The organism is Imperialibacter sp. EC-SDR9 (assembly GCF_902498805.1).
Taxonomy (GTDB): domain Bacteria; phylum Bacteroidota; class Bacteroidia; order Cytophagales; family Cyclobacteriaceae; genus Imperialibacter.
Map to the genome: position 1 here is coordinate 651,718 of NZ_LR701637.1, position 21,400 is coordinate 673,117.

Consider the following 21,400-nt stretch of genomic DNA (forward strand, 5'->3'; position numbering starts at 1 on the left):
TCGATTTGAATTGCTAACGCTCAAAAATGTCTCAATAATACATAAAAATAAGAAGGTCTTATTTTATTCTATAATTTTGTGGCTCCCAGAACCTAAAAGGATTTGAAAAATAAGAAAACATTATCCAGCTGGCTTACCACTGGCTATCTGCTGATCATACGGAGTGAGGAGAATTTTGCGGAAAAAAGCACCATCAGGTTCAACTACGCAAGGCTTCTGCTTTTAGCCTTTGTAGTAGTATCAGTTTTTTTTGCGATTTGCTTTTACCTGGCTACCACCATTTTAGCTAAATGGTACGATCCACGCCATCAGCAAATGGAAACCAATCGGAAATTAGTGAGTCTTTCACTCAAAGTGGATTCTATGCTTGTTGAGATGGATAACAAAGACTTGTACATCGATAACCTGAAACTGGTGCTTTCGGGCGACACAAGCATGTTGGAAACGGAGTCAGACCTAAGGGCCTCTGAGCAACAGGAAAGAGTGTTGTCGGCTTCTGAGATCAATAGCGAAAGACTGGCACCTATCGACTCTATTTTCAGACAAAGGTTCGAAAGCGCTGACTCTGAGATATTGCCTGTAAGCTCTTCTATTGGCTCTGACCTTCAGGACATCTACCTTTTTCAACCCATTTCGGGCATTATTTCCGACAAATTCAACCCTAAGAACAACCACTATGGGACTGACGTGGTGGCAAAAAAGGACGAGCCGGTCAAGTGTGTGGCAGACGGAACGGTTATACTCGCCGACTGGACACAAAATGACGGCTATGTAATTGGTATTCAGCACAGAAGTAATTTGATTTCAGTATACAAGCACAATTCGGAATTATTGAAAAACGTTGGTAGCTTTGTCAGCGCCGGCGAGATTATATCTATTATAGGCAACACAGGCGAATTGACAACCGGGCCTCACCTGCATTTCGAGCTTTGGCACAATGGAATGCCTGTGGATCCCGAAGAATTCGTAGCTTTTTAATTTATTTATTATGACCATGTTTAATAACAAGGAAATTAAGGAAGCCGAAGAGCTCAGCAACTCCAGCAACATTATTGGAAAGGGAACTATCCTTCGAGGAGGTATTGAAACCTTCGGTAACATTCGGGTAGAAGGGAAAGTTATTGGCGATATTATCACTAAATCAAAAGCAGCGTTTGGTCATTCCTCTTACATTGAGGGAAATGTGTTGGCACAAAATGCTGAAATCGCCGGCACGGTGGACGGCAAAGTGGAAGTAACGGAAATGCTTGTTTTAAAACCTTCGGCGGTTATTAACGGGGATATCGTCACCAACAAACTGGTTATTGAATCAGGTGCTTCTTTCAACGGAAAATGCCAGATGGGTGTAACTGTTAAGGAAATAAAAATTGGAGAAAAAAATTCGGAAGAACGGCCGCTCCTCAAAGCCCAGTCCTGACCAACCTGAGGCAGGAAAACTCAAAGACGCTGGCACCGGTTCAACCTTTCTGAAGTTTACTGGTGTCGGTTTTGAGATGTTGGCCACCATTGGCGTGGGAGTGACTGCCGGATACTATGCTGACAAATACTTCCAGCTGCAGTTCCCAGTATTTTTGTTGTCGCTCTCGTTCATTTCGCTTTTTGGCTCTCTTTATCTGCTTTATAAGCGCCTTCCTAAAGAATAATGAATAACTATCTCAAGCTGTTTATTTTTTCAGCAGTTGTCGTTGGGGCATATTTCGCATTAATGGCTTCCGACTTTGGTCAATACATCCATTCCACGGCGATAGCAGCTATTATTTTCTACTCGCTCCAGTCCCTGCTGCTACTTTGGGCCGAGGGTAATTTTGTAAACAACGATGGTCAAAATTTCGTGCTTTTTGTTATTGGCAGTATTTCCTTTCGTCTTCTGACAAGTTTATTGGCGGCAATCACCTACCTTGTAGCAATTGGCGAAGAAAACACCAGTTTCATCATGACTTTCTTTGCTCTGTATTTATTATTTCTTGGGTTTGAATTATTTACGCATATGACTAACTTGCGCTCAAATTCGAAAAGCGTTCAAATTGATGGATGAAGGTGTAAATCATAAGAGGGCCAACCTATTAAAAATCACCGTGTTATCACTGGTGATTATTTTATTTAATAGCCCGTTGGCGGTAGCTGCAGAGGAAACAGGGGGAGCCTTTAATCCTTCAGAATTGATCAATCATCACATTTTGGATGCCCATGAGTGGCATTTCTTCGACGGCCACTATGGCACACTTTTCCTTCCTGTTATTTTGTATTCGTCAGACAAAGGGCTGGAGGTGTTTTCCAGCAGCAATTTCTACGACGAGCATCATAATATCGTTGAATTTAATGGTTACAAATACGAGCACGGACACATTCTTCCTTTAGCAGAAGGCCGTACAGTGATCGACTTCTCGATCACGAAAAATGTGGCCTTTCTTTTCCTGAATGCCACCTTGATGATAGTAATCTTTCTTGCGGTGGCAAGGGGATACAAAAAGCGACCGAGAGAAGCGCCGAAAGGTATTCAGTCTTTGTTCGAGCCAATTATCGTTTTTGTAAGAGACGACATCGTTAAGCCTAATATTGGCCCCAAATACGAGCGGTATCTACCATATCTGTTGACGCTGTTTTTCTTCATCTGGTTTGGCAACCTGCTGGGGTTGATGCCGGGCGCTGCTAACCTCACTGGCAATATTGCCGTGACTGGCGTAATGGCCATTATTACTTTCCTTTTCACAAATTTTAGTGGCAACAAGACTTATTGGGGACACGTTTTTAACACCCCTGGAGTTCCGTTTGCATTGAAGTTTATCATTGTGCCTGTTGAGATCATCGGCGTTTTCACTAAGCCGATTTCTCTCATGATACGTTTGTTTGTGGCGATCACCGCAGGCCACATTGTAATTCTGAGCTTGATTAGTTTGATATTCATATTCGAGAGCTATATGGTGGGCTTTGCGTCAACATTGATAGTGGTTTTCATTACCTTTATCGAGTTGCTCGTTGCCACAATCCAGGCTTATGTTTTTACAATGTTCTCGTCGCTCTATATTGGCCTTGCCATTGAGGAGCATCACGAAGAGCATCATTAATTACGAAACCATTTTCACTATTAAATAATAAAACTATGTGGTTATCTATTTTGCTTGACATGAGTTTGGCAATTATGGGCGCTGGTATCGGTGCCGGACTTGTTGCGATAGGCGCAGGTATTGGTATCGGTCGCATCGGTGGCTCTGCAATGGAAGCAATGGCTCGTCAGCCAGAAGCTGCCGGCAGAATCCAAACCGGTATGCTTATTATTGCTGCACTTATTGAGGTAATTGCCCTCTTTGGTGTGGTAGTATGTTTGCTTATCTCATTCAAAGCCTAAAAATGGCTTCACGGAGGCTGCACTTAGTAGCCTCCGTTTGTTTTTGACTGTAAACGTGATAAAATAATGGAACTCTTAACACCCGGGATAGGCCTTATATTTTGGCAAACGGTTATTTTCATAATCGTTTTTATTGTTCTGCTTACATTTGCCTGGAGGCCGATTGCTGACGCTCTTAAAGCGAGAGAAGGCTTCATCAACGATGCCCTGAAATCAGCTGAGCTGGCCAAAGAGGAAATGGCACAATTGAAAGAAGACAATGAGCTTCTTTTGGAGGATGCCAGAAAAGAAAGAGACCACATATTGAAAGAGGCTCTTGCTGCCGCCAATAGAATCAAGGAAGAAGCAAAAGCCGACACTTCAAAAATCGCCGAAAAAATGATAGCCGATGCCAAGTCTTCTATCGAAAATGAGAAGAAGGCTGCTCTGGCTGAGGTACAAAACCTCGTGGCTGAAATTTCTTTAGACATTGCTGAGAAGGTTTTGAGAAAGAACCTTAGTGGCGACAAAGCACAAAAGGCACTTGTAGACGAATACATCAAAGACCTAAAAGTCAACTAAGATGTCAGAATTCAGGATAGCCACAAGATACGCCAAGTCGTTGCTGGAATTGGCAGAGGAGAAAGGAGTGCTTGATAAGGTCAACGAAGACATGATCTCATTTGATCACTTGTGCGAGGCTAACAGGGATTTTACTTTGATGCTGAAAAATCCAATTATTCAGCACCACCGCAAGCTGGCCATTCTTAAAAAGATTTTCGCCGGCAAGGTGCATGACCTGACCCTGTCCATTTTTGATATCATCACAAGAAAGAACAGGGAGTTCATTTTGCCAATGCTCGCAAGCGAGTTTACCCACCAATACAATGTACGGAAGGGAATTTCAGAGGCAACAGTAATAACTAATTTTGCACTGACGCCTGACTTGCGGAAAGAATTTACCAGGCTTTTGAAAGAGATTACCAAGAAGGAAATCGAGCTGACAGAGAAGGTAGATAAGGAGATGTTGGGAGGCTACATAATTAAAGTGGGCGACCTTCAATTAGACGACAGCGTCGATTCTCGTCTCAAAGATTTGAAGACGAAATTGATTTCAAGTTCATACATTAAGAAGTTTTAAAAACACCATAATAATACACTAATGGCAGACGTAAGACCTGACGAGGTATCAGCGATTTTGAGAGAGCAACTCTCAAACTTCAGAACTGAAGCTGAGCTCGAAGAAGTAGGAACAGTTCTTCAGGTAGGTGATGGGGTGGCCCGTATTTACGGACTTACTCAGGCACAAGCTGGTGAACTTTTAGAGTTCGAAAACGGCTTGAAGGCATTGGTACTTAACCTGGAAGAAGACAACGTAGGTGCGGTATTGCTGGGGGACCCAAAAGGAATTAAAGAAGGTGCTACTGTAAAGCGCACAAAAACAATTGCCTCCATTAAAGTAGGCGATAGCATGTGCGGCAGGGTAGTAGATACACTTGGTAATCCTATCGACGGTAAAGGTCCTTTGACTGGCGACTTGTACGAAATGCCGCTTGAAAGAAAGGCGCCTGGTGTTATCTATCGTCAGCCAGTAAATGAGCCGCTGCAAACTGGTGTAAAGGCAATTGATGCGATGATTCCAATTGGTCGTGGTCAAAGGGAGTTGATCATTGGTGACCGTCAGACTGGTAAGACCGCTGTGGCCATCGATACCATCATCAACCAGAAAGAGTTTTACGAAAAGGGCGAGCCTGTTTACTGTATATATGTGGCGGTAGGACAGAAGGCTTCTACCGTAGCAGGTATTGTTGCTTCTCTTGAAAAAGCAGGAGCGATGCCTTATACTGTTATCGTGTCGGCTGCTGCATCTGACCCTGCGCCAATGCAGTTCTTCTCACCATTTACAGGGGCATCTATAGGGGAGTACTTCCGTGATACCGGACGCCCTGCTTTGGTTATCTATGATGACCTTTCCAAGCAGGCGGTTTCTTACCGTGAGGTGTCATTGCTTCTGCGCCGCCCGCCGGGACGTGAGGCCTACCCGGGTGACGTATTCTATCTCCACTCTCGTTTGCTTGAGCGTGCTGCCAAAATCAACGACAACGATGAAATTGCCAGCCAAATGAATGACCTTCCAGAGTCATTGAAAGGCAAAGTAAAAGGAGGAGGGTCGTTGACAGCCCTTCCGATTATTGAGACACAAGCTGGCGACGTGTCTGCTTACATTCCGACTAACGTAATCTCAATTACTGACGGACAGATCTTCCTTGAAACCAACCTGTTTAACTCAGGTGTGCGCCCTGCGATCAACGTTGGTATTTCTGTATCAAGGGTGGGTGGTAATGCCCAGATCAAGTCGATGAAGAAAGTGGCAGGTACACTGAAGCTGGATCAGGCTCAGTTTCGTGAACTTGAGGCTTTTGCCAAGTTCGGTTCTGACCTCGATGCGTCTACCAAGCTGACTATTGACAGGGGTAGAAGAAACCAGGAAATATTGAAGCAGCCTCAGTTCAGCCCTATGTCGGTTGAGCATCAGATTGCTATCATTTACGTGTCAACAAAAGGCTTCCTTGATAAGGTGCCTTTGGACAAGGTGAAAGCCTTTGAGAAGGAGTTTTTGACACTATTATCAGCGCAGCATCAGGATGCCCTGGATTTGCTTCGTGCGGGTAAGCTGGAAGACAGTGTGATAAATACACTTGCAGAGACGGCTAAGAGTCTTCAAAAAAGTTACGTATCCTAAATAGAATGGTGAGTCCGCCCACTGGCGGACTTTTCAAATAGAAAGTATATGGCGAACCTAAAAGAGGTTAAGGGCAGAATTCAGTCGGTTACTTCTACTCAGCAGATCACCAAAGCCATGAAAATGGTGGCGGCTGCGAAGCTGAGAAGGGCACAAGACCGTATTACCCAAATGCGCCCCTACTCTGAGAAGCTGACAGGTATACTTAGAAATGTTACTTCATCTGTTAGCGACAATTTGGAGAATGAATATGCCGTTGTAAGGGAGGTGAATCGGGTCGCTTTGGTTGTTGTTTCTTCCGACAAAGGCTTGTGTGGAGCTTTCAATAGCTCAGTTTTTAAAGCGGCTGTCAGCCTTCTGAAGACAAAATACAAGGAGCAGAATGAGTTCGGTGGAGTTACCATCATTCCTCTGGGAAAGAAGGCCATGGAGTTTTTCAAAAAGAGAAACTACAAGGTCGATACGAAATACTGGGACATTTTCTCCAACCTCTCGTTTGATGAAGTTCGCCCGGTAGCCGAGCACCTGATGGAAGCCTATAAGAATGGAGATTTTGACGCTGTAGAGCTTGTATACAACGAGTTTAAAAATGTTGCCACTCAGGTATTGAAGGTAGAAAAGTTTCTTCCAATAGAGCCGTCTGAGATAGCGGAGGGGAGTACATCAAACTCAAACGCCATCGACTACATTTATGAGCCATCTAAGGAGTTTATTGTAAAGGAGCTAATCCCCAAGTCTCTGAAGATACAGGTGTACAAGGCTACTTTGGAATCCAACGCTTCCGAGCAAGGTGCCAGGATGACAGCCATGGACAAAGCGACCGACAATGCAGGTGAACTGTTGAAGGAGCTGAAGCTGATGTATAACAGAACTCGTCAGGCGGCGATCACCAAAGAGATTCTGGAGATAGTTGGTGGTGCTGAAGCGCTAAAGAGTAGTTAATCAATAATTGAAGATAAATTGAGCCCGTGAGAAATCACGGGCTTTTTTGTGGTTTATCCGGGCATTGGCAGGGGAGGCTAATGGTTCAGTTCAGAGGAATTCTCATCTGTTCAAATTAAGAGAAAAGCCATTGCCGCTATACAAGATACCATCGACAAGAGCATAATTTTGCTCAATTTTGTTAGGGCCGGAGTAGATAATAGTTCCAGTTAACATGTCCCTTACTTGCACGGAGCTTTCAATAAAGAATAGCCCCCAGTTAGTGGCAGCATCCGCACTCTTTAAAAAATATCGAGTGCCAAGAGTGTACTCGGCAACACTCTCCATTTCTGGTATTTTTATAACATTAATTTTGTTTTCTGTGGTAGTTACTATCGCTACGTAGTTTCCGAAGCCGATAGAATTGGTATAATTCATGAATTTGAACTCGTTGGGAAGCTCGGTCAACGTACCATTTTCAACCACGAAATGCTCTGCTTTATATGCCCTTGAGTTTCCGGAGAAATCCCTTCCGATAAGTACCAGGTTTTTCGATTCCTCATAGTAAATCACATTGTTATTAAAATTGCCTTGATATACTATTGCGTCCTCTACATAATCCAACAACTTAAAAACTCTGTCAGTGTATGCGACGTACCTATCATCGATGACTTGCAAGCGAGCTACTGGTCTTGGGAATGAATTATTTGCCAAACCGTTCAATTCAATTTGCCTGATTAAGGTTAGCGTCGAAGAATTTAAGAGACTAATGATGTCCCGACTGTAAGCAGCAATTGTGCTTCCGTTATTTGAAAAAGATAATCCAGAAATTGGTAGTGAAATAGAAATTTGCTCATTTTCGGTATTTCGGAGTAGTTGTGAACTAGCGTCGTAACTTAGTTTTCTGGATGGTGTATTTCGGTCGACATACAATTCATCAAACTGGAAAGCTCGGTCACCTAACGCACCAAGGCTTGAGTTGATTACTTTATTCACTTGATTGGCACTGGTAGTCACCAGTTCAAAGCTGATAGTGTCACCCATCGGCAACCCACTGATCGACGCTGTTGTATCATTGAAATTAGTACTGGTAAGGGTCTTTACTCCGTTGAATAACCATTTCAGGGTATAAGTTGAAAAACTGCTTTCAAATGGGGCCCTCGACCAATATACTTTGAGGTGTCCATCTGCCGTTGATTCATACTTGACAATTTTAGGTCCATCCGATAAGTTGATAGTCGTAATATTTGATCTTTCACTTTCCATTATATCACCCCGAAATACCTGCGTTTCTACCCCGTAATACATCGTTCCGCCTACGTAGCCAAGATCGATATATTGAGAGGGAACTTCGAAAACCGACGACAGCTGATTTTCATTGTTGAATAGTTGGTCAGGATCGGGGCCTCCGTATATGTTTACTCTCCACAAGTTGTTGTTAGGATATTGCTGAAAATTGAATGTGAGTGCATTTGTGGTGCTTGTAATGGTAAAGGGGATGGCTTCAGCCGGTCGTTTATCAATTCGGATTCGCTTTTTAAATTGATAAATGGCGGCCTCGGCCTGCACCTGATCGGCCAGGCTGTTAGTATTTGTGCTTGTGTAAACATTCACAACAAGTTCAGCAAAACCATAATCGGCTACAGCCATACCAGGTCTAAGTATGAAACTACCTGATGGTAGGTCAGAAACATAAATCTCCTTTTCATCCAGGGTCGCTACGACTAAATAAAAGAGCCCATCCGTAACCTTAAAACTGTAGGTGATTTGCTTTGGACGGACGATAAACTCATCATCGGCTATTGCAGTCAGCTCGTACTCTGATAAGCTTGAATTAACCTCTTGTTCTATTTCTACATAATTTTCTCCATCTAATTGAAACTCACATGCAAAGACTGACGAGAGCAGAGTCAGTAGAACAGCGAAAATGATGTTATTTTTCATCAGGCTTTTGTTATAATAGCTTTGCTCTTCTTTTTTAAGAGAATGAAGCCAAGACCAGCTTTAAGTCTAACACCATTCCATTGGGGCTTCGGCTCGCCTGAAGGGAAATAAGCCTGCCATTCCGCCTCGCTACCCTCAATAACCTTTTCTTTTAGGGACACAACCTGTAGATGGTAGCCGACACTAGCACTTACTATGAAACGATACTTCGTAAAGCCTATCGAAGCTTGCGGTTCAAAAAAAAGTTGTTTTGATTTCACAACGATTAACTGGTTGATATAAGAATTGGTGTTAGTCAATTCAGCGAAGTTCTCCATGCTGTAACTAGAAAGGGAAACCCCACTTACCAGGCGAGGTCTAATAAAAAAGGCGTCGGTGAGCGACATCTTAAATGGTGATATTCCTGCGCCCCAGTACTTGTTGGACACTAGTTGATCACTTTCAAACGTCCCCGAATAATCTTTATAGCTCAGTCTGGAACCAGTTGAATTGGCCCCATTTTCAATCGACACTTCTAGCTTCTCAAGATGAAGAGTCAGCATTCCATTGTAGCCATAGTATGGTTCGAAGTTGCTATATATCTTGTAAGGCAGGTTGATTCTTCCGTAACCAAGGAAAATGAAAGGAATGTTATTTTGCGCCGTCTTAAAATCTTCCATATCGTAGGTGCCATAAGTAGATTCAAAGCTTAGTGACACCGATTGTGAGCGCACTTCTTGCGTAAAAAGGAAAAAATAGACGACAGAAATTATGGTTGTTCCTCTGGTTACAGAATATAACATTTCTAAATATATTACCATTTCTGATGCCTTCAATAACTTTCTTTGCTTTTCGGTGGAATTCCCCTTTATGAGCCGTCAAGGTCCGTCATATCAGTCGACGATGGTGCCTTGACCCGAATGTCATTAGTTGTCAACAAGAATAGGGCCCTGCATTTCAAATGCAGGGCATGGGCTCACCAAATCCCTGGCGGATGCTTTGAGTTGTTGGCAGCACGGAAGCCCAGAACAGTAGCTAAAGTAAAATTTAGAAGATAAATTGATCCCGTGAAAATTCATGGGCTTTTTTGTTGATGGGCAGGTCTTTCATGATAGGACTGCTTAAACACGGCAGCCTGGAGGTAGCTCTGGGTGCTGTCGTCATGTCGATGGTTGTTGCCTCTACCTGCGGTGCCCATGTGCCAGCCTCCGTTTATGTCTCCCTGTTTTTGGCTGTTTGGTTTATCTATATTCTCGACCGGCTTTTTGATGCCAGAAAAATACCCGCATTGGCCAGTAACCCCCGGCATCATTTCTACCAGGAGCACTTCTCACAGTTGCTTACAGTTCTTGTGATGGTTGGTAGCGCAGGCCTCGGTTCGTTGATTTATTTGCCAGCGCCGGTGTTGCTTTATGGCGTGCTGGTGATGGGAAGCTGCCTGCTTTATTTGCTGTGGGTTTTTTTGTCGACCCGGAGCCTGCCTAAAGAGGTAGTTGTGGCGGCGCTTTATACCGCTGGAATTTCGCTGGCACCCAGGGCCTTAGCGAACAGCGGTGTGCGGCCTGTAGATCTGCTGATTCTTATAGTGATATTCCTCATTGCTTTTATCAACCTGGTTCTATTCTCCCGCCAAGAGCGGCAGTACGACATGGCCGATAGTCAGGAATCATTCATAACCCGGTGGAAACCTGAAAAAATACGTTTGCTGTTACGGGCTGCTTTTACTGTAGCCGTTATTGGGATAGCTGGGCTCTCCTGGTTTAGTGGCAGCCTACTTCCTTTGCAAGGGTTGCTGATGCTGATGCTGGGAGTTCTTTGGATACTTTATCAGCGAATGGCTGATTTTGAAAACTCTCTCACCTATCGGCTCATTGGCGATGGCATTTTTCTGATGCCGATAGTTCTTCTGATTTAAGATGGCCAATGGATTTAACCTTTTGGCCCCAGTGTACGACCCGCTGGCCCGGCTTGTCTTTGGAAACTGCATTGACAGGAGTCAATGCCACTTTTTCGGAAGGCCAGAGAATGTCAAGTCTACACTGGTAGCAGGCGGCGGCACCGGCCGGTTTTTTGAAGAATACTTCAGGCAGCATCCCGATAGCCAACTGGTTTTTATTGAGAAGTCGCCGGGCATGATTGCAAAGGCACAGTCGAGAACGACGCCGTGCATGAATATTAGTTTTGTGCGGGCGGACTTCCTGACTTACGGCGAAACCGATTCTTATGACCTTGTGTTACTGCCGTTTTTTCTGGACATGTTCTCCCACGAGTCGGTGGAACGTATTGTGAAGTCGGTATCGCAGGTGAGTAAACCGAACACACTGTTGATCGTGACTGATTTTGTGGAACAGGAAAAGCGAGGGTGGAAATCACTTCTCATAAGGGGTATGTACTTATTTTTTCGCTTAACTTGTGATATTGAGGCACATAGGCTTCCCAATTGGCAGGAGGCATTTGCCCGAGCTGGATGGAACATTAAGCAGAGTGCCACGTATTGTAGAGGAATGATAGGTACTCACCTTTTAGCGAGAAGCTAAATATTTTTTGCTCCAACCGATTCAATCGAAACCTATTCATTTTTTGGATGTCTTTTACCCTGCAACCTAATTAGAAATTGGATTCAGAAAGTGCGAGTTTACAGGAATACCTTGTGGTGAGGAGCCAGGAGGGCGATCGTCGGGCGATCAATGAGTTGTACAAGCTGTACTCAAAGGCGATGTACAATATCTGCCGCCGGATGATAGGCGACGAGGAAGAAGCCAGAGATGTACTTCAGGATGCCTTTGTCGATGCCTTTGCCAGCCTGAAAAAGCTTCAGCAACCCAAGACGTTTCCTGCGTGGATCAAGCGGGTGGTGGTGAATCATTGCATCAATACGCTTAGAAAGAAGCGACTTTTCACCATTAGCATAGAAGAAAAGTTTGACCTGGCCTATGAAGACGACGACGATAACTACTATGCCCGAATGGAGGCTGGTAAAATACTACAGGCGATGGATCAGATTTCGGTGGGCTGTAAAACAGTGATGAACCTGTACCTCTTTGAAGGGTATGACCATGGAGAGATCGGGCAAATATTGGGTATAACGGAGTCGGCTTCGAAGGCCCAGTACTGTAAAGGCAAAGCAAAAGTGAGAGACTTGTTAGGAATGGAAAAATTGAAAGTAGCCAACCAATGACAGATTTTCTAAAAAAGAACATTGATGAGCGGCGGGACAGCTTCGATGTTTTCGATACCGACCTTGATTTGGCCTGGGAAAACATTGACAAGCGACTCCATGGCGGTAAGAAATCGGGAAAGGTACTGCCCATGTGGGGCTGGAGCGGTAAAGTAGTCCGGGTGGCTGCTGCTGTTACATTATTGTTGGTGGCATCCATCGCTTTCATGTGGAACAGTGCGGGATCATCAAAGTCGCAACCGACCCTTTCTATGGTGTCGCCGGAGATGGCAGAAACGGAGCAGTATTATGCCATGATGATTTCTGAAAAAATGAATGAAATAGAAGCCAATGGGCAGTGGGTAGACAAGGAAGTGGTGGAGGACATGCTGGCCCTCGATCAAGCCTATAATGAGCTCCAGACTGACCTGGCAGACAACGTAGACAATGAAGAGGTCATTCATGCAATGATCGTGAATTATAAAATTAAGCTGGACATCCTCGACAGGATACTGGCGCAAATAAAGGAGGCAAAAAATGGAGCAGGTAGGAAAGAATCGTCTCTTTAAGTGGTTGATCATGCTGTTGCTTGTGTTGGCTGGAAGCCAAGCACAAGCGCAGAGCGATACGAGACTGACGAAGAGCATCAACAAAGCGTACAAGGTTCCGAAGGACATCACAGTTGACGTGAGCAATAAATATGGACGGGTAGCGGTAAAGTCGTGGGCAAAAGATTCTGTGCTTATCTCGGTGGAGATCACAGCGTATGCCAAGGACTCGAGGTCCACTCAAAAGCTGATGGAGCGAGTTGAAATTGACTTTAGCAATCTTGGGTCTTTTTTAACTGTTGAAACTGTGCTGGACAGGGGCAGCGGAACGTTTAAGGAATTGCTGAACACGGTTGGCGATGTGTCGAAGACGGTTTTGAGCAGCAACAAGCTGACCATAGATTACGAGATAACCTTGCCAGAGGGTGCGAGCCTATTTTTGGACAACCGCTTTGGGAATGTTTTTATTGCCGATCACGGGGGCCCCATCAAGCTTACCCTTGCGCATGGTGATTTGAAGGCCAATGAGTTGAAGGGTAAGTCGATCGTTGACTTGAGTTTTGGGAAGGCGAATATAAGACGGGTGCATGATGTGGAGCTGACCCTTAAGGCGGCTCAGGTTGACATTCAGCAGGCAAAGGGTATCATTCTACAATCGATGACTTCCGAACTGAGGGTAGAAAGTGCACTTTCAGCGAGAGTAGATTCCAGAAACGATAAACTTAATTTTCAGAAAGTTGGCTGGATCAGTGGCAAAGGAATGTTTACAGACTGGACGTTGGGTGAAATACAGGAGAACCTTGATTTGGAGGTGAACTACGGGCAGGTGATACTTCATAACCTTAATAAAGATTTTGCAAAGGTGAGGCTGGCAAGTAAGTACACTGACCTGGATGTCACGATGGATCCTGCCAGTTGGGTCAATCTTGATATCAAGGCGGAGCAGGATAAGATTTATATTCCGGGAAACTGGATTCCCATGCTGACCAATAGCCCGGTAGCTGGCAAGGAAGGTTACATCCAGTTGAGTGGCCAGGTGGGTAGAACGAATGACAAACAAGGCATCATGCAACTGGATCTGCAAGGTGCCTCGGTAACCCTTCGCTATATGGAAGCGTTGCCGTTTACGAAGAACTAATACTAACAATGAAGAGATTATTTTTTGGAGTGCAGTTGTTGATAGCTGTCCTTAGTCTTGCTACATGTCAATTGGCCAATGCGCAAACGACGCAGGAATACTCGCAGTCAGCCGGCGTACGATTTGGAGCCACGTCAGCGCTGACTTACAAGAAGTTTCTGGTAACAGAAGAGGCACTGGAAATCATGGTAAGTGGCAGGCATGAAGGGCTGCAGCTCACTACTATGTATGTGTTCCATGTGCCGATGGATTTGGCTTTTTCTCCAAACTTCTATGCCTACTACGGTGCCGGCGGCCATTTCGGATTTGAGGAGCGAAACAACCTGACCAAGATATTGGTAGGGACAGACGGGAGTGCGTTCACCTATGAAAATGGGGCGACCTTTTTTACCATGGGGGCTGACTTTCTTATTGGTGTGGAATACCGGTGGCTGGCGGCTCCGATAACCGTTTCTTTTGATGTAAAGCCGTATTTCGACTACATCGGTTTCCGCAAAACGGATTCGAGGTTCTGGGACTCAGCCATTTCATTTAAGTACATTTTTTAAAAAAGATCGATGAAAGCTGTCAAAATTGTTTTTATACTTTCTATCACATGCGGGTGGCTCAGTAGTGCTGCACAGGGTATTGAGAATCCCGAGGAGATTAAGTCTCTTTTTAGCAAAGAAAATGAGATCAAGGGCTTCGGTGGTGTAGACATCAATATTACAGACGTATATCAGGAAAGAAGCCTTTTGCTGGGTGCCTATGGGGGTGCTATCATCAACAAGCATGTGATGTTCGGGCTGGCAGGCTACGGAATCTCTACCGAGAACCAATTTAGAGGGGAGGCCGGCACAATGTTCAATATCGAAGGTGGTTACGGTGGGCTGTACCTTGGGGGTATTCTGTTTCCAAACGAAGTGGTGCACTTAACGATCCCGGTATTATTTGGGGCTGGTGCTTTTCACATAGTCGACAAGCAGTATTTCCCTACTTCCTTCGATAAGGAGTATGTACTTGAGTCAACGGCGTTTTTTGTAGTGAAGCCCAGTGCGCAGCTGGAAGTCAATATCACGCAATTCTTGCGGGTGGGAGTGGGCGCCACCTATCGCCTCATAAAGGGGTCGGATCTGAGAAACATTTCGGATGATGATTTGACCAGCTGGGGAGGAACGTTTTCAATCAGGCTTGGCAGGTTTTAAGCCAATAGCCTGAGGTTTATGAATGGTTTATACTAAAAAAACAGACTGGGGAAACCAGCCTGTTTTTTTTGATTTAGGAATTCTTGTCGGACTTTATGGCTTTAACGACGTCAACAGCCCTGGGGCCAAAATAAGCCGAGCCTGCACCGGCCAATACGGCAACTGTCGCTGAAAACCACCAATCTTTGGGCACCAGGTATTCTCTATTCCATCCGATGGCCACCACTCCGCCAATAAAGTAAATTATTGAAACGACGGAGAACCATAAAATTCTGTCTTTTCGAGTGGCCACGGATTTTCTAGAACGGAAGACTACTCTTTCACGATGTCATAGGCTACCACTGTGTTGCCGAAAAACGTAGGAACAAACAGTAAGCTTTGATCCGCCGCAATTTCAATATCCGCCGCATTGGCACCGGCTGCTTTGGTGTCAAGCAGTTTTGTTTTCTTCCAGTCTTCGGTCACGTAGTACACCTCGCCGTTCCAGTTAGACACAAAGTAGTCGCCATCCAGCGCCACCACGCCATCACCACCGGGTATTGAGTCCACCACCATTTTCACGTCCTTATCGGCAATGCTGATAGTGCTGAATTTGCCTGCGCCGAAGGAAGCCACCATTAGCCTGCCGTCTTCAGCCAAAAGGCCATTGGGGCCGCCAAGGACTTCGCCTTCTGTCCATAGTGCCACAGCGCCGTTGGACAGTGCAAAGATTTTGCTCACGCCCGAATCGCTGATATAAACGGTTCCTGAAGCGTCAACAGTAATATCGTTGAGGAAGGAGGCCCCGTCTACCGGAAACCTATTGGTGATCTCACCGGTGTTGACATCTATCTCCACCACTTCGTCGATGTTGCTTACGTAAAGCAGGTTGCCTACCATGCCCATGCCCTTAGGGCCGTCTAAACCGACCACCCATTGGGTATCGATGATGGCTCCATCAAGTCCTACTTTGGCTATAAATCCGTCACCATCTTTGGCATCCGGTGGCACCGCTCCGATGCAGGCAACGTACAGCACGCCATTGGTTACATCGTAGTAAACAGACTCAGGCGTGGTCAGCGTTGTGTCGGTCTCCCATTTTTTAACAAGTGAAACGGTAGTTGCCGGAGTTTCCTCCACCACAGCTTCCTCTGTCTTCTTTCCACTTTGGCAGGCCACCAAAACGGCAGCGGCTAATAAATAGCTAAGTTTTTTCATTGTTGATCTAGGTTTATTGTTTTCAAAGTTAACAGCATATATGATTATTGTAAAATTGGCAGGATTACCAAAAGGTAATTAATTGCCAGAAAAGTGATTTGAGTAAACCACGGTAAGATTAACAAGGTGGAAGCATTACATGTTTCTGTTTTTCTGGATAGCCTTGTAGTCCTTTTGAATCTTCTTCCATTTTTTCTTCTTTTCCAGCATCGCATTTACATCCTGCCTGGTTTCCAGGTACGCCAGCTCCTTTTTCATTTTGGCATAGTTGATCCAGTGTGCTTCGTCCAGCGAACCTTCGTCCAGCGCCTGGGTGATGGCACAGCCTTTTTCATCGGTGTGTGTGCAGTTCTTGAACTTGCAATGCTCGCTCAAGGCTTCAATGTCTTCGAAAGAAGTGCCCAAGCTGGACTGGTCACGCCAGAGCTGTAGTTCACGCATGCCCGGAGTGTCTATCAAAACGCCTCCACTTTCCAGCAGCATCAGATGTCGGCTTGTAGTGGTATGCCTGCCCTTTGAGTCCAACTCCCTCACCTCGCCGGTTGCCACAAGCGGCTGCCCAATCAGACTGTTGATGATTGTCGATTTGCCAACGCCAGAGGAGCCTACAATCGCTATGGTTGATCCAGGCTTTATGTGAGGATGAAGGGCGCTTACCTGATTTTGCAGGGCAGCTACCACCACAATCTCCGCATTCTTTATTCGCTCTTTCACCTGCTGAACAATGTCATCCGGGTCGGGGCAGAGATCGGCTTTGTTCAAAACAATGATTGGCTCCACGTTTTGTGCAAGTGTCAGGTAGCGCTCAAGTCGGGCGAGATTGAAGTTGCCATCCAACCCCTGCACAATGAAAAGCTTGTCGATGTTGGTAGCAATGATTTGCTCTTCCAGCTTCTTGCCTGGCACTTTTCGTGAGATGACAGACTGCCGTTCCAGCACCTTTTGAATGATGGCTTTGCCCTTGTCAATTTCCATCGTCAGCACCCAGTCGCCCACTTTTGGCAACTCAGCGTCTGTTTCCGCCATGTAAAAAAGGCGTCCAGTCGCTTCGGCAATATATGTGTCCCTGGCGGTGAGTACCTGATAGTTGGTTTTGTTTTCTATAGATACTCTTCCGACGATTAACTCTTTTTCGTCTTCGGCAATTTGATTTTCAAAATAGGTATTCCAGCCTAGTGGGCTTAAGTGATTGTATTCCATTTCAGTATAGGATTTAGTCAATAAAAATCTACTCCACCGTGGGAAGGTGGATCTGAAAGTAGCGCTGCCCGAAGGAGCGCTTTAGGCTATATCAAGCCCTGGAATAGAAATTTTTAAAAGTATCAGAGACTAAAAGTTATTTTGGCAAAGATAAGGATTTGGTCTAAATAATCCTCAAATGACTCTTCTTCCCTTTTCCAGCTGGAGCACGTGGTCAACACATGCAGGCAATTCTTCCTCATAATGTGTGACATAGATGAGTGCCGTGGCGGATGCGCTGCAAACGGCATCCACGACTGTTCGCACTCTTGTTTGTTGCACCTGATCAAGGCCCTGACACGGCTCGTCGAGGATAAGGAGCGGAGGGTTTTTTATCATGGCTCTGGCAAGGAGGATGATTCGCTGGATAGTGGGTGAGGCGGTCTCAAAAACCTGACCGGCTGAACCTTCCAGTCCAAGCAGCTTAAGCCATTGATCGACCAAAAACGCTTGCTCCTTGTCCACCGGCTTTAAATAGCCCAGTGTGTCATGGAAGCCTGAGGCCACAATTTCCCAGCAGGTAGCCCTCGAATGAAAGTACTGCAGCAACTCCGGCGACACAAAACCTATTTTTTTCTTGATGTCCCAAATGCTTTCTCCGCTTCCTCGCTTGTGGTCAAAAAGAGTGATATCATTGGCATAGGCCTGGGGATTGTCGCCGTTGATCAGGCTTAACAATGTTGACTTTCCCGCACCGTTTGGCCCCCTCAGTGCCCAACGCTCGCCGGGTTTGATTACCCAGTTAACTCCATTGAGGATAGTGCTGTCGCCATATTTGACAGTCACCTCTTTCATGCCCACGATCAATTTGTATTGAGATGGCCCTCGACCCTCAGTAAGTGTGCTCACCTTGCGTGCATCAAGGGAGTAAGAAGGAGGCTTGGGCAGCTTAATTAAGCTAAATCTTTCCCGGGCGACGACTTGTTGAATCTGGTAGTTGTGCAGAACGGCTGCATGAGTGACTACCGGTGGTATTTCACCAACGGTGCAGGTGAGCACAACGGTGGTGCCAGAAGCAATGATTTGCGCAAGGATGGCATTGAACGCTGTTCTGGTTTTCACATCTAAGCCAACGAGTGGACTATCCAGAAGTAGGAGCCTGGGGTTTTTTAGCAGTGAAGCTGCCAGCCTGAGTCTTTTGGTTTCTCCATTGCTTAGCTTGATAAGCTGCTTTTGACGCAGTCGCTCAAGCTGGAAAAGCGAGATAACTTTGCTGACATCCCAGGGCCCTTCCGCCAAGCTTTTCTGTACCTCGTCATTAAGAAAATCTTCGACGGTTGGGGCATCCTCTGAAAATGCGGCATTAAAGCGTTGCTGGTAAAAGAACTCCGAAGTGTTGGAAAGATTCTTGAACTGGTACTTTACCGGGAGGTAGCTGATGAGCTGTCGGTAGTTAAAATAGGGATCTTTTGGTGGATGGGCCCTGATATATTCATCGTAAAAAGGCCTGATGACTTGCCCCTTTACCACATTGAAATTACCTGCAATGGCCTCCAGTAAGGCACTTTTACCGGAGCCACTATGCCCCAGGAGAGCCCAGCATTCACCGCTTCTCACCTCAAAGGATAAGTCCTTGAAAACGAATTTTTCACCGTAGCGAGCGGTTAGGTTGTCGAGCTTAAGAAGAAGCTGATCGTGCATAACGCTGAGAGTATTTAAAGCCGGGATTTTGTTGAGCTCCCGGCAAGTTTAATAAAATTCTTTCACTGACGGTTTTTTTATGTGCTGATTCAGGGTAGCCTTCATTTTGTCTGTATTACTTCGTCTAAATGTCATTTTTTAATCGATCTAAAATTTCTAATTTGTCGCTAACCCAAGTGTGATGGAAGACATAGAAAGAGCAGTTTCCCTGATGGGAGTAGGTATGATCACAGTGTTTCTGGTATTGGCCCTTGTGGTGCTTACAGGAAATGCACTCATCAAGTTTGTCAACGCCTTTGTTCCGGAAACCTTGCAGGCTTCCCCCAAATCCCTTTCCACACCAACATCCCAGGTAGCTTCCAAAAAAGTAGCAGCCATTACCTCGGCGGTTCATCAGCTCTCAGGAGGTAAGGCCAACATCCAAAAGATTGAGAAATTGTAGTGTTTAAACAACCCGGATATGAGTAAGGAAATAGGACTTTGTCTTGTGTACAGAGATATGTGGCAGTCGTCGGGCAAGTACATGCCCAGGAAAGACCAATTGGTGAAGGTGGCAGGCCCCATTGTAGACATGGGTTGCTGGAGGAGAGTGGAAACCAACGGCGGCGGTTTTGAACAGATCAATTTGCTTTATGGTGAAAATCCCAACCGCTCGGTTCGGGAATGGACACAACCGTTCAACGACGCAGGCATTCAAACGCAAATGCTGGAAAGAGGCCTGAACGGACTTCGCATGTACCCGGTACCTATGGATGTGAGGGAGCTAATGTTCAAGGTGAAGAAAAAGCAGGGCACCGATATATCCCGTTCCTTCGATGGCCTCAACGACACAAGGAGCATCACCAATTCAATAAAGCTGGCAAAAAAGGGAGGCATGATTGCCCAGGCGGCATTGAGCATTACCCACAGCCCCATCCACACCGTCGACTATTTTGTGAACATGGCGGGCACATTGATAGAGGCGGGTGCGGATGAAATAGCGGTGAAAGACATGGCAGGCATTGGCCGTCCGGCGTCAATTGGCAAAATAGTGGCTGGGATCAAAGCCATCAAAAAAGACATTCTGGTGCAATACCATGGCCATTCTGGGCCAGGCTTTTCGGTCGTTTCTTCGCTGGAAGCCGCCAGGGCCGGTGCAGATATCATCGACGTGGGCATGGAGCCACTGTCGTGGGGTACGGGGCATGCAGATTTGCTCACTGTTCATGCTATGCTGCGGGATGCTGGTTTTTCGCTGCCCGACATCAACATGAAGGCGTACATGCAGGTGAGGTCGCTGACGCAGGAATTTATTGATGATTTTCTGGGCTACTATATCGACCCTAAAAACCGATTGATGAACTCGCTGTTGATTGGCCCGGGCTTGCCAGGAGGCATGATGGGCAGCCTGATGGCTGACCTTGAAAAAAACCTGGTTTCGGTGAATAAGGCGAGAGAAAAGAATGGGGAAGCCGCCATGTCGCAGGACGACCTGCTGATTAAGCTTTTTGAAGAAGTGGAGCATATCTGGCCAAAGATGGGCTACCCCCCGCTGGTGACTCCCTATAGCCAGTATGTGAAAAATGCTGCACTCATGAATGTGATGCAGATGAACAAGGGCAAGGAGCGTTGGAGCATGCTTGACGACAACACCTGGGACATGATGCTGGGTAATTCTGGTCAGCTGCCAGGCCCCGTAGCCGATGAATTGAAAGCCCTGGCCAAAGCACAAAACAGGGAGTTTTTTGAAGGCGACCCACACAGTCTGTACCCAAATGAACTCGAGAAAATCAGGGGCGAGATGAAAGAAAAAGGTTGGGACGTGGGAGAGGATGAAGAGGAGCTGCTGGAATACGCCATGCACCCCAAGCAATATATCGATTACAAGTCGGGTAAAGCCAAGAAAGCTTTTGATGAGGATTTGACACAAAGAAAAACGGTTGCGTCGGCGCCTGCTGCTCAGGCTACAAGCCAAACGCCTGCCATGGCGGCACTGCCTCAAACATTATTGGTGGATGTGAACGGTGAGGCTTTTCGGGTGACGGTATCCTACGATGGAGATAGTCAGCCGAAGTCAGTTTCTGAAACCCAGGCCACGCCACAGCCTTCCAGCAACGGACATACACTGGAAATACTAGCGCCGCTTGAAGGCAAATTTTTTGCAACGAAGGACGCCGGCGAAAAGGCCATCAAGCCGGGTGACATCATCAAAAAAGGTGATACTGTTGGCTACATAGAAGCCATGAAGGTAATTAACGCTATTTCCGCAGATAAAGAAGGAACGGTAGTGGAGGTTTGCTTCAAAGACGGACAAGAAGTATACGACGACGACGTGCTGGTAAGAGTGAAAAGTTAAGGCACGCCCAAACTACTGTTTACAGTCTTACCACTAACCCTTTACCTCC

The 21,400-nt window shown here is 45.8% G+C and carries 25 protein-coding genes; 19 read left to right on the forward strand and 6 right to left on the reverse strand.

All coding sequences use genetic code 11. From position 1 onward, the window contains the following. Positions 1-102 precede the first annotated feature (102 nt). The 10 genes from GC130_RS27985 to atpG all read left to right on the forward strand — a co-directional run bounded on the left by GC130_RS27985 (position 103) and on the right by atpG (position 7,010). Positions 103-978: a M23 family metallopeptidase gene (locus tag GC130_RS27985; RefSeq protein ID WP_152001667.1), complete on the forward strand. Its 876-nt coding sequence runs from the start codon at positions 103-105 to the stop codon at positions 976-978. 10 nt (positions 979-988) lie between these two features. Then, entirely contained in the window at positions 989-1,417 is a 429-nt protein-coding gene (locus GC130_RS27990) for a polymer-forming cytoskeletal protein (protein ID WP_226940635.1), read from the forward strand. Next, the gene (locus GC130_RS27995) at positions 1,368-1,643 is read left to right on the forward strand and encodes an AtpZ/AtpI family protein (protein ID WP_152001668.1); all 276 of its coding nucleotides are present in this window, start codon (positions 1,368-1,370) and stop codon (positions 1,641-1,643) included. The genes GC130_RS27990 and GC130_RS27995 overlap by 50 nt, the downstream gene beginning before the upstream one ends. Continuing rightward, positions 1,643-2,035, forward strand: a complete 393-nt coding sequence (locus tag GC130_RS28000) for a hypothetical protein (RefSeq protein WP_152001669.1) — start codon at positions 1,643-1,645, stop codon at positions 2,033-2,035. Before GC130_RS27995 ends, GC130_RS28000 begins: the two co-directional genes overlap by 1 nt. Beyond that, positions 2,028-3,065 (forward strand): F0F1 ATP synthase subunit A, encoded by a 1,038-nt coding sequence (gene atpB, locus GC130_RS28005; RefSeq protein ID WP_152001670.1) that lies wholly within the window; start codon positions 2,028-2,030, stop codon positions 3,063-3,065. The genes GC130_RS28000 and atpB overlap by 8 nt, the downstream gene beginning before the upstream one ends. Before the next feature lie 35 nt (positions 3,066-3,100). Next, entirely contained in the window at positions 3,101-3,346 is a 246-nt protein-coding gene (gene atpE / locus GC130_RS28010; protein WP_152001671.1) for an ATP synthase F0 subunit C, read from the forward strand. A gap of 66 nt (positions 3,347-3,412) precedes the next feature. Continuing rightward, on the forward strand, positions 3,413-3,907 hold the full coding sequence (atpF, locus tag GC130_RS28015) for a F0F1 ATP synthase subunit B (RefSeq protein WP_152001672.1): 495 nt from the start codon (positions 3,413-3,415) through the stop codon (positions 3,905-3,907). 1 nt (position 3,908) lies between these two features. After that, a complete protein-coding gene (gene atpH / locus GC130_RS28020; RefSeq protein WP_152001673.1) occupies positions 3,909-4,466 on the forward strand; it encodes an ATP synthase F1 subunit delta in 558 nt (185 codons plus the stop codon). A gap of 21 nt (positions 4,467-4,487) precedes the next feature. After that, positions 4,488-6,068, forward strand: a complete 1,581-nt coding sequence (gene atpA, locus GC130_RS28025; protein ID WP_152001674.1) for a F0F1 ATP synthase subunit alpha — start codon at positions 4,488-4,490, stop codon at positions 6,066-6,068. A 48-nt stretch (positions 6,069-6,116) separates the two neighbouring features. Then, a complete protein-coding gene (gene atpG, locus GC130_RS28030) occupies positions 6,117-7,010 on the forward strand; it encodes an ATP synthase F1 subunit gamma (RefSeq protein WP_152001675.1) in 894 nt (297 codons plus the stop codon). Between the two features lie 102 nt (positions 7,011-7,112). Here atpG and GC130_RS28035 read toward each other — a convergent pair whose 3' ends face one another. Next, complete coding sequence (locus GC130_RS28035; RefSeq protein WP_152001676.1) at positions 7,113-8,933, reverse strand: hypothetical protein; 1,821 nt, start codon at positions 8,931-8,933, stop codon at positions 7,113-7,115. Continuing rightward, positions 8,933-9,748 carry a hypothetical protein gene (locus GC130_RS28040; protein ID WP_152001677.1) on the reverse strand — a complete coding sequence of 272 codons (816 nt, stop codon included), beginning with the start codon at positions 9,746-9,748 and terminating at the stop codon, positions 8,933-8,935. The genes GC130_RS28035 and GC130_RS28040 overlap by 1 nt, the downstream gene beginning before the upstream one ends. Positions 9,749-10,020: 272 nt before the next feature. On the opposite strand from GC130_RS28040, the gene GC130_RS28045 reads away from it, so the two are divergent. The 7 genes from GC130_RS28045 to GC130_RS28075 all read left to right on the forward strand — a co-directional run bounded on the left by GC130_RS28045 (position 10,021) and on the right by GC130_RS28075 (position 14,939). Further along, positions 10,021-10,827: a hypothetical protein gene (locus GC130_RS28045; protein WP_152001678.1), complete on the forward strand. Its 807-nt coding sequence runs from the start codon at positions 10,021-10,023 to the stop codon at positions 10,825-10,827. A gap of 1 nt (position 10,828) precedes the next feature. Continuing rightward, positions 10,829-11,449, forward strand: a complete 621-nt coding sequence (locus GC130_RS28050; protein WP_152001679.1) for a class I SAM-dependent methyltransferase — start codon at positions 10,829-10,831, stop codon at positions 11,447-11,449. A gap of 77 nt (positions 11,450-11,526) precedes the next feature. Then, entirely contained in the window at positions 11,527-12,090 is a 564-nt protein-coding gene (locus GC130_RS28055; RefSeq protein WP_152001680.1) for an RNA polymerase sigma factor, read from the forward strand. Next, the gene (locus tag GC130_RS28060) at positions 12,087-12,638 is read left to right on the forward strand and encodes a hypothetical protein (protein WP_152001681.1); all 552 of its coding nucleotides are present in this window, start codon (positions 12,087-12,089) and stop codon (positions 12,636-12,638) included. Before GC130_RS28055 ends, GC130_RS28060 begins: the two co-directional genes overlap by 4 nt. Next, on the forward strand, positions 12,607-13,755 hold the full coding sequence (locus tag GC130_RS28065) for a hypothetical protein (RefSeq protein ID WP_152001682.1): 1,149 nt from the start codon (positions 12,607-12,609) through the stop codon (positions 13,753-13,755). Before GC130_RS28060 ends, GC130_RS28065 begins: the two co-directional genes overlap by 32 nt. An 8-nt stretch (positions 13,756-13,763) precedes the next feature. Next, complete coding sequence (locus GC130_RS28070; protein ID WP_152001683.1) at positions 13,764-14,303, forward strand: hypothetical protein; 540 nt, start codon at positions 13,764-13,766, stop codon at positions 14,301-14,303. Positions 14,304-14,312: 9 nt separating this feature from the next. Beyond that, a complete protein-coding gene (locus GC130_RS28075; protein WP_152001684.1) occupies positions 14,313-14,939 on the forward strand; it encodes a hypothetical protein in 627 nt (208 codons plus the stop codon). Positions 14,940-15,012: 73 nt separating this feature from the next. Here the strand turns inward: GC130_RS28075 and GC130_RS28080 are convergent, their stop codons facing one another. The 4 genes from GC130_RS28080 to GC130_RS28095 form a co-directional block, all read right to left on the reverse strand. Next, the gene (locus tag GC130_RS28080) at positions 15,013-15,231 is read right to left on the reverse strand and encodes a hypothetical protein (protein WP_152001685.1); all 219 of its coding nucleotides are present in this window, start codon (positions 15,229-15,231) and stop codon (positions 15,013-15,015) included. Positions 15,232-15,251: 20 nt separating this feature from the next. Beyond that, a complete protein-coding gene (locus GC130_RS28085) occupies positions 15,252-16,136 on the reverse strand; it encodes an SMP-30/gluconolactonase/LRE family protein (protein ID WP_152001686.1) in 885 nt (294 codons plus the stop codon). A gap of 135 nt (positions 16,137-16,271) precedes the next feature. Beyond that, entirely contained in the window at positions 16,272-17,336 is a 1,065-nt protein-coding gene (gene rsgA / locus GC130_RS28090) for a ribosome small subunit-dependent GTPase A (protein WP_152001687.1), read from the reverse strand. Between the two features lie 174 nt (positions 17,337-17,510). Continuing rightward, positions 17,511-19,016 carry an ATP-binding cassette domain-containing protein gene (locus GC130_RS28095; RefSeq protein WP_152001688.1) on the reverse strand — a complete coding sequence of 502 codons (1,506 nt, stop codon included), beginning with the start codon at positions 19,014-19,016 and terminating at the stop codon, positions 17,511-17,513. A gap of 181 nt (positions 19,017-19,197) precedes the next feature. On the opposite strand from GC130_RS28095, the gene GC130_RS28100 reads away from it, so the two are divergent. Further along, positions 19,198-19,458: an OadG family transporter subunit gene (locus GC130_RS28100; protein WP_152001689.1), complete on the forward strand. Its 261-nt coding sequence runs from the start codon at positions 19,198-19,200 to the stop codon at positions 19,456-19,458. Positions 19,459-19,476: 18 nt separating this feature from the next. Next, positions 19,477-21,351 (forward strand): biotin/lipoyl-containing protein, encoded by a 1,875-nt coding sequence (locus GC130_RS28105; RefSeq protein ID WP_152001690.1) that lies wholly within the window; start codon positions 19,477-19,479, stop codon positions 21,349-21,351. Positions 21,352-21,400 lie beyond the last annotated feature (49 nt).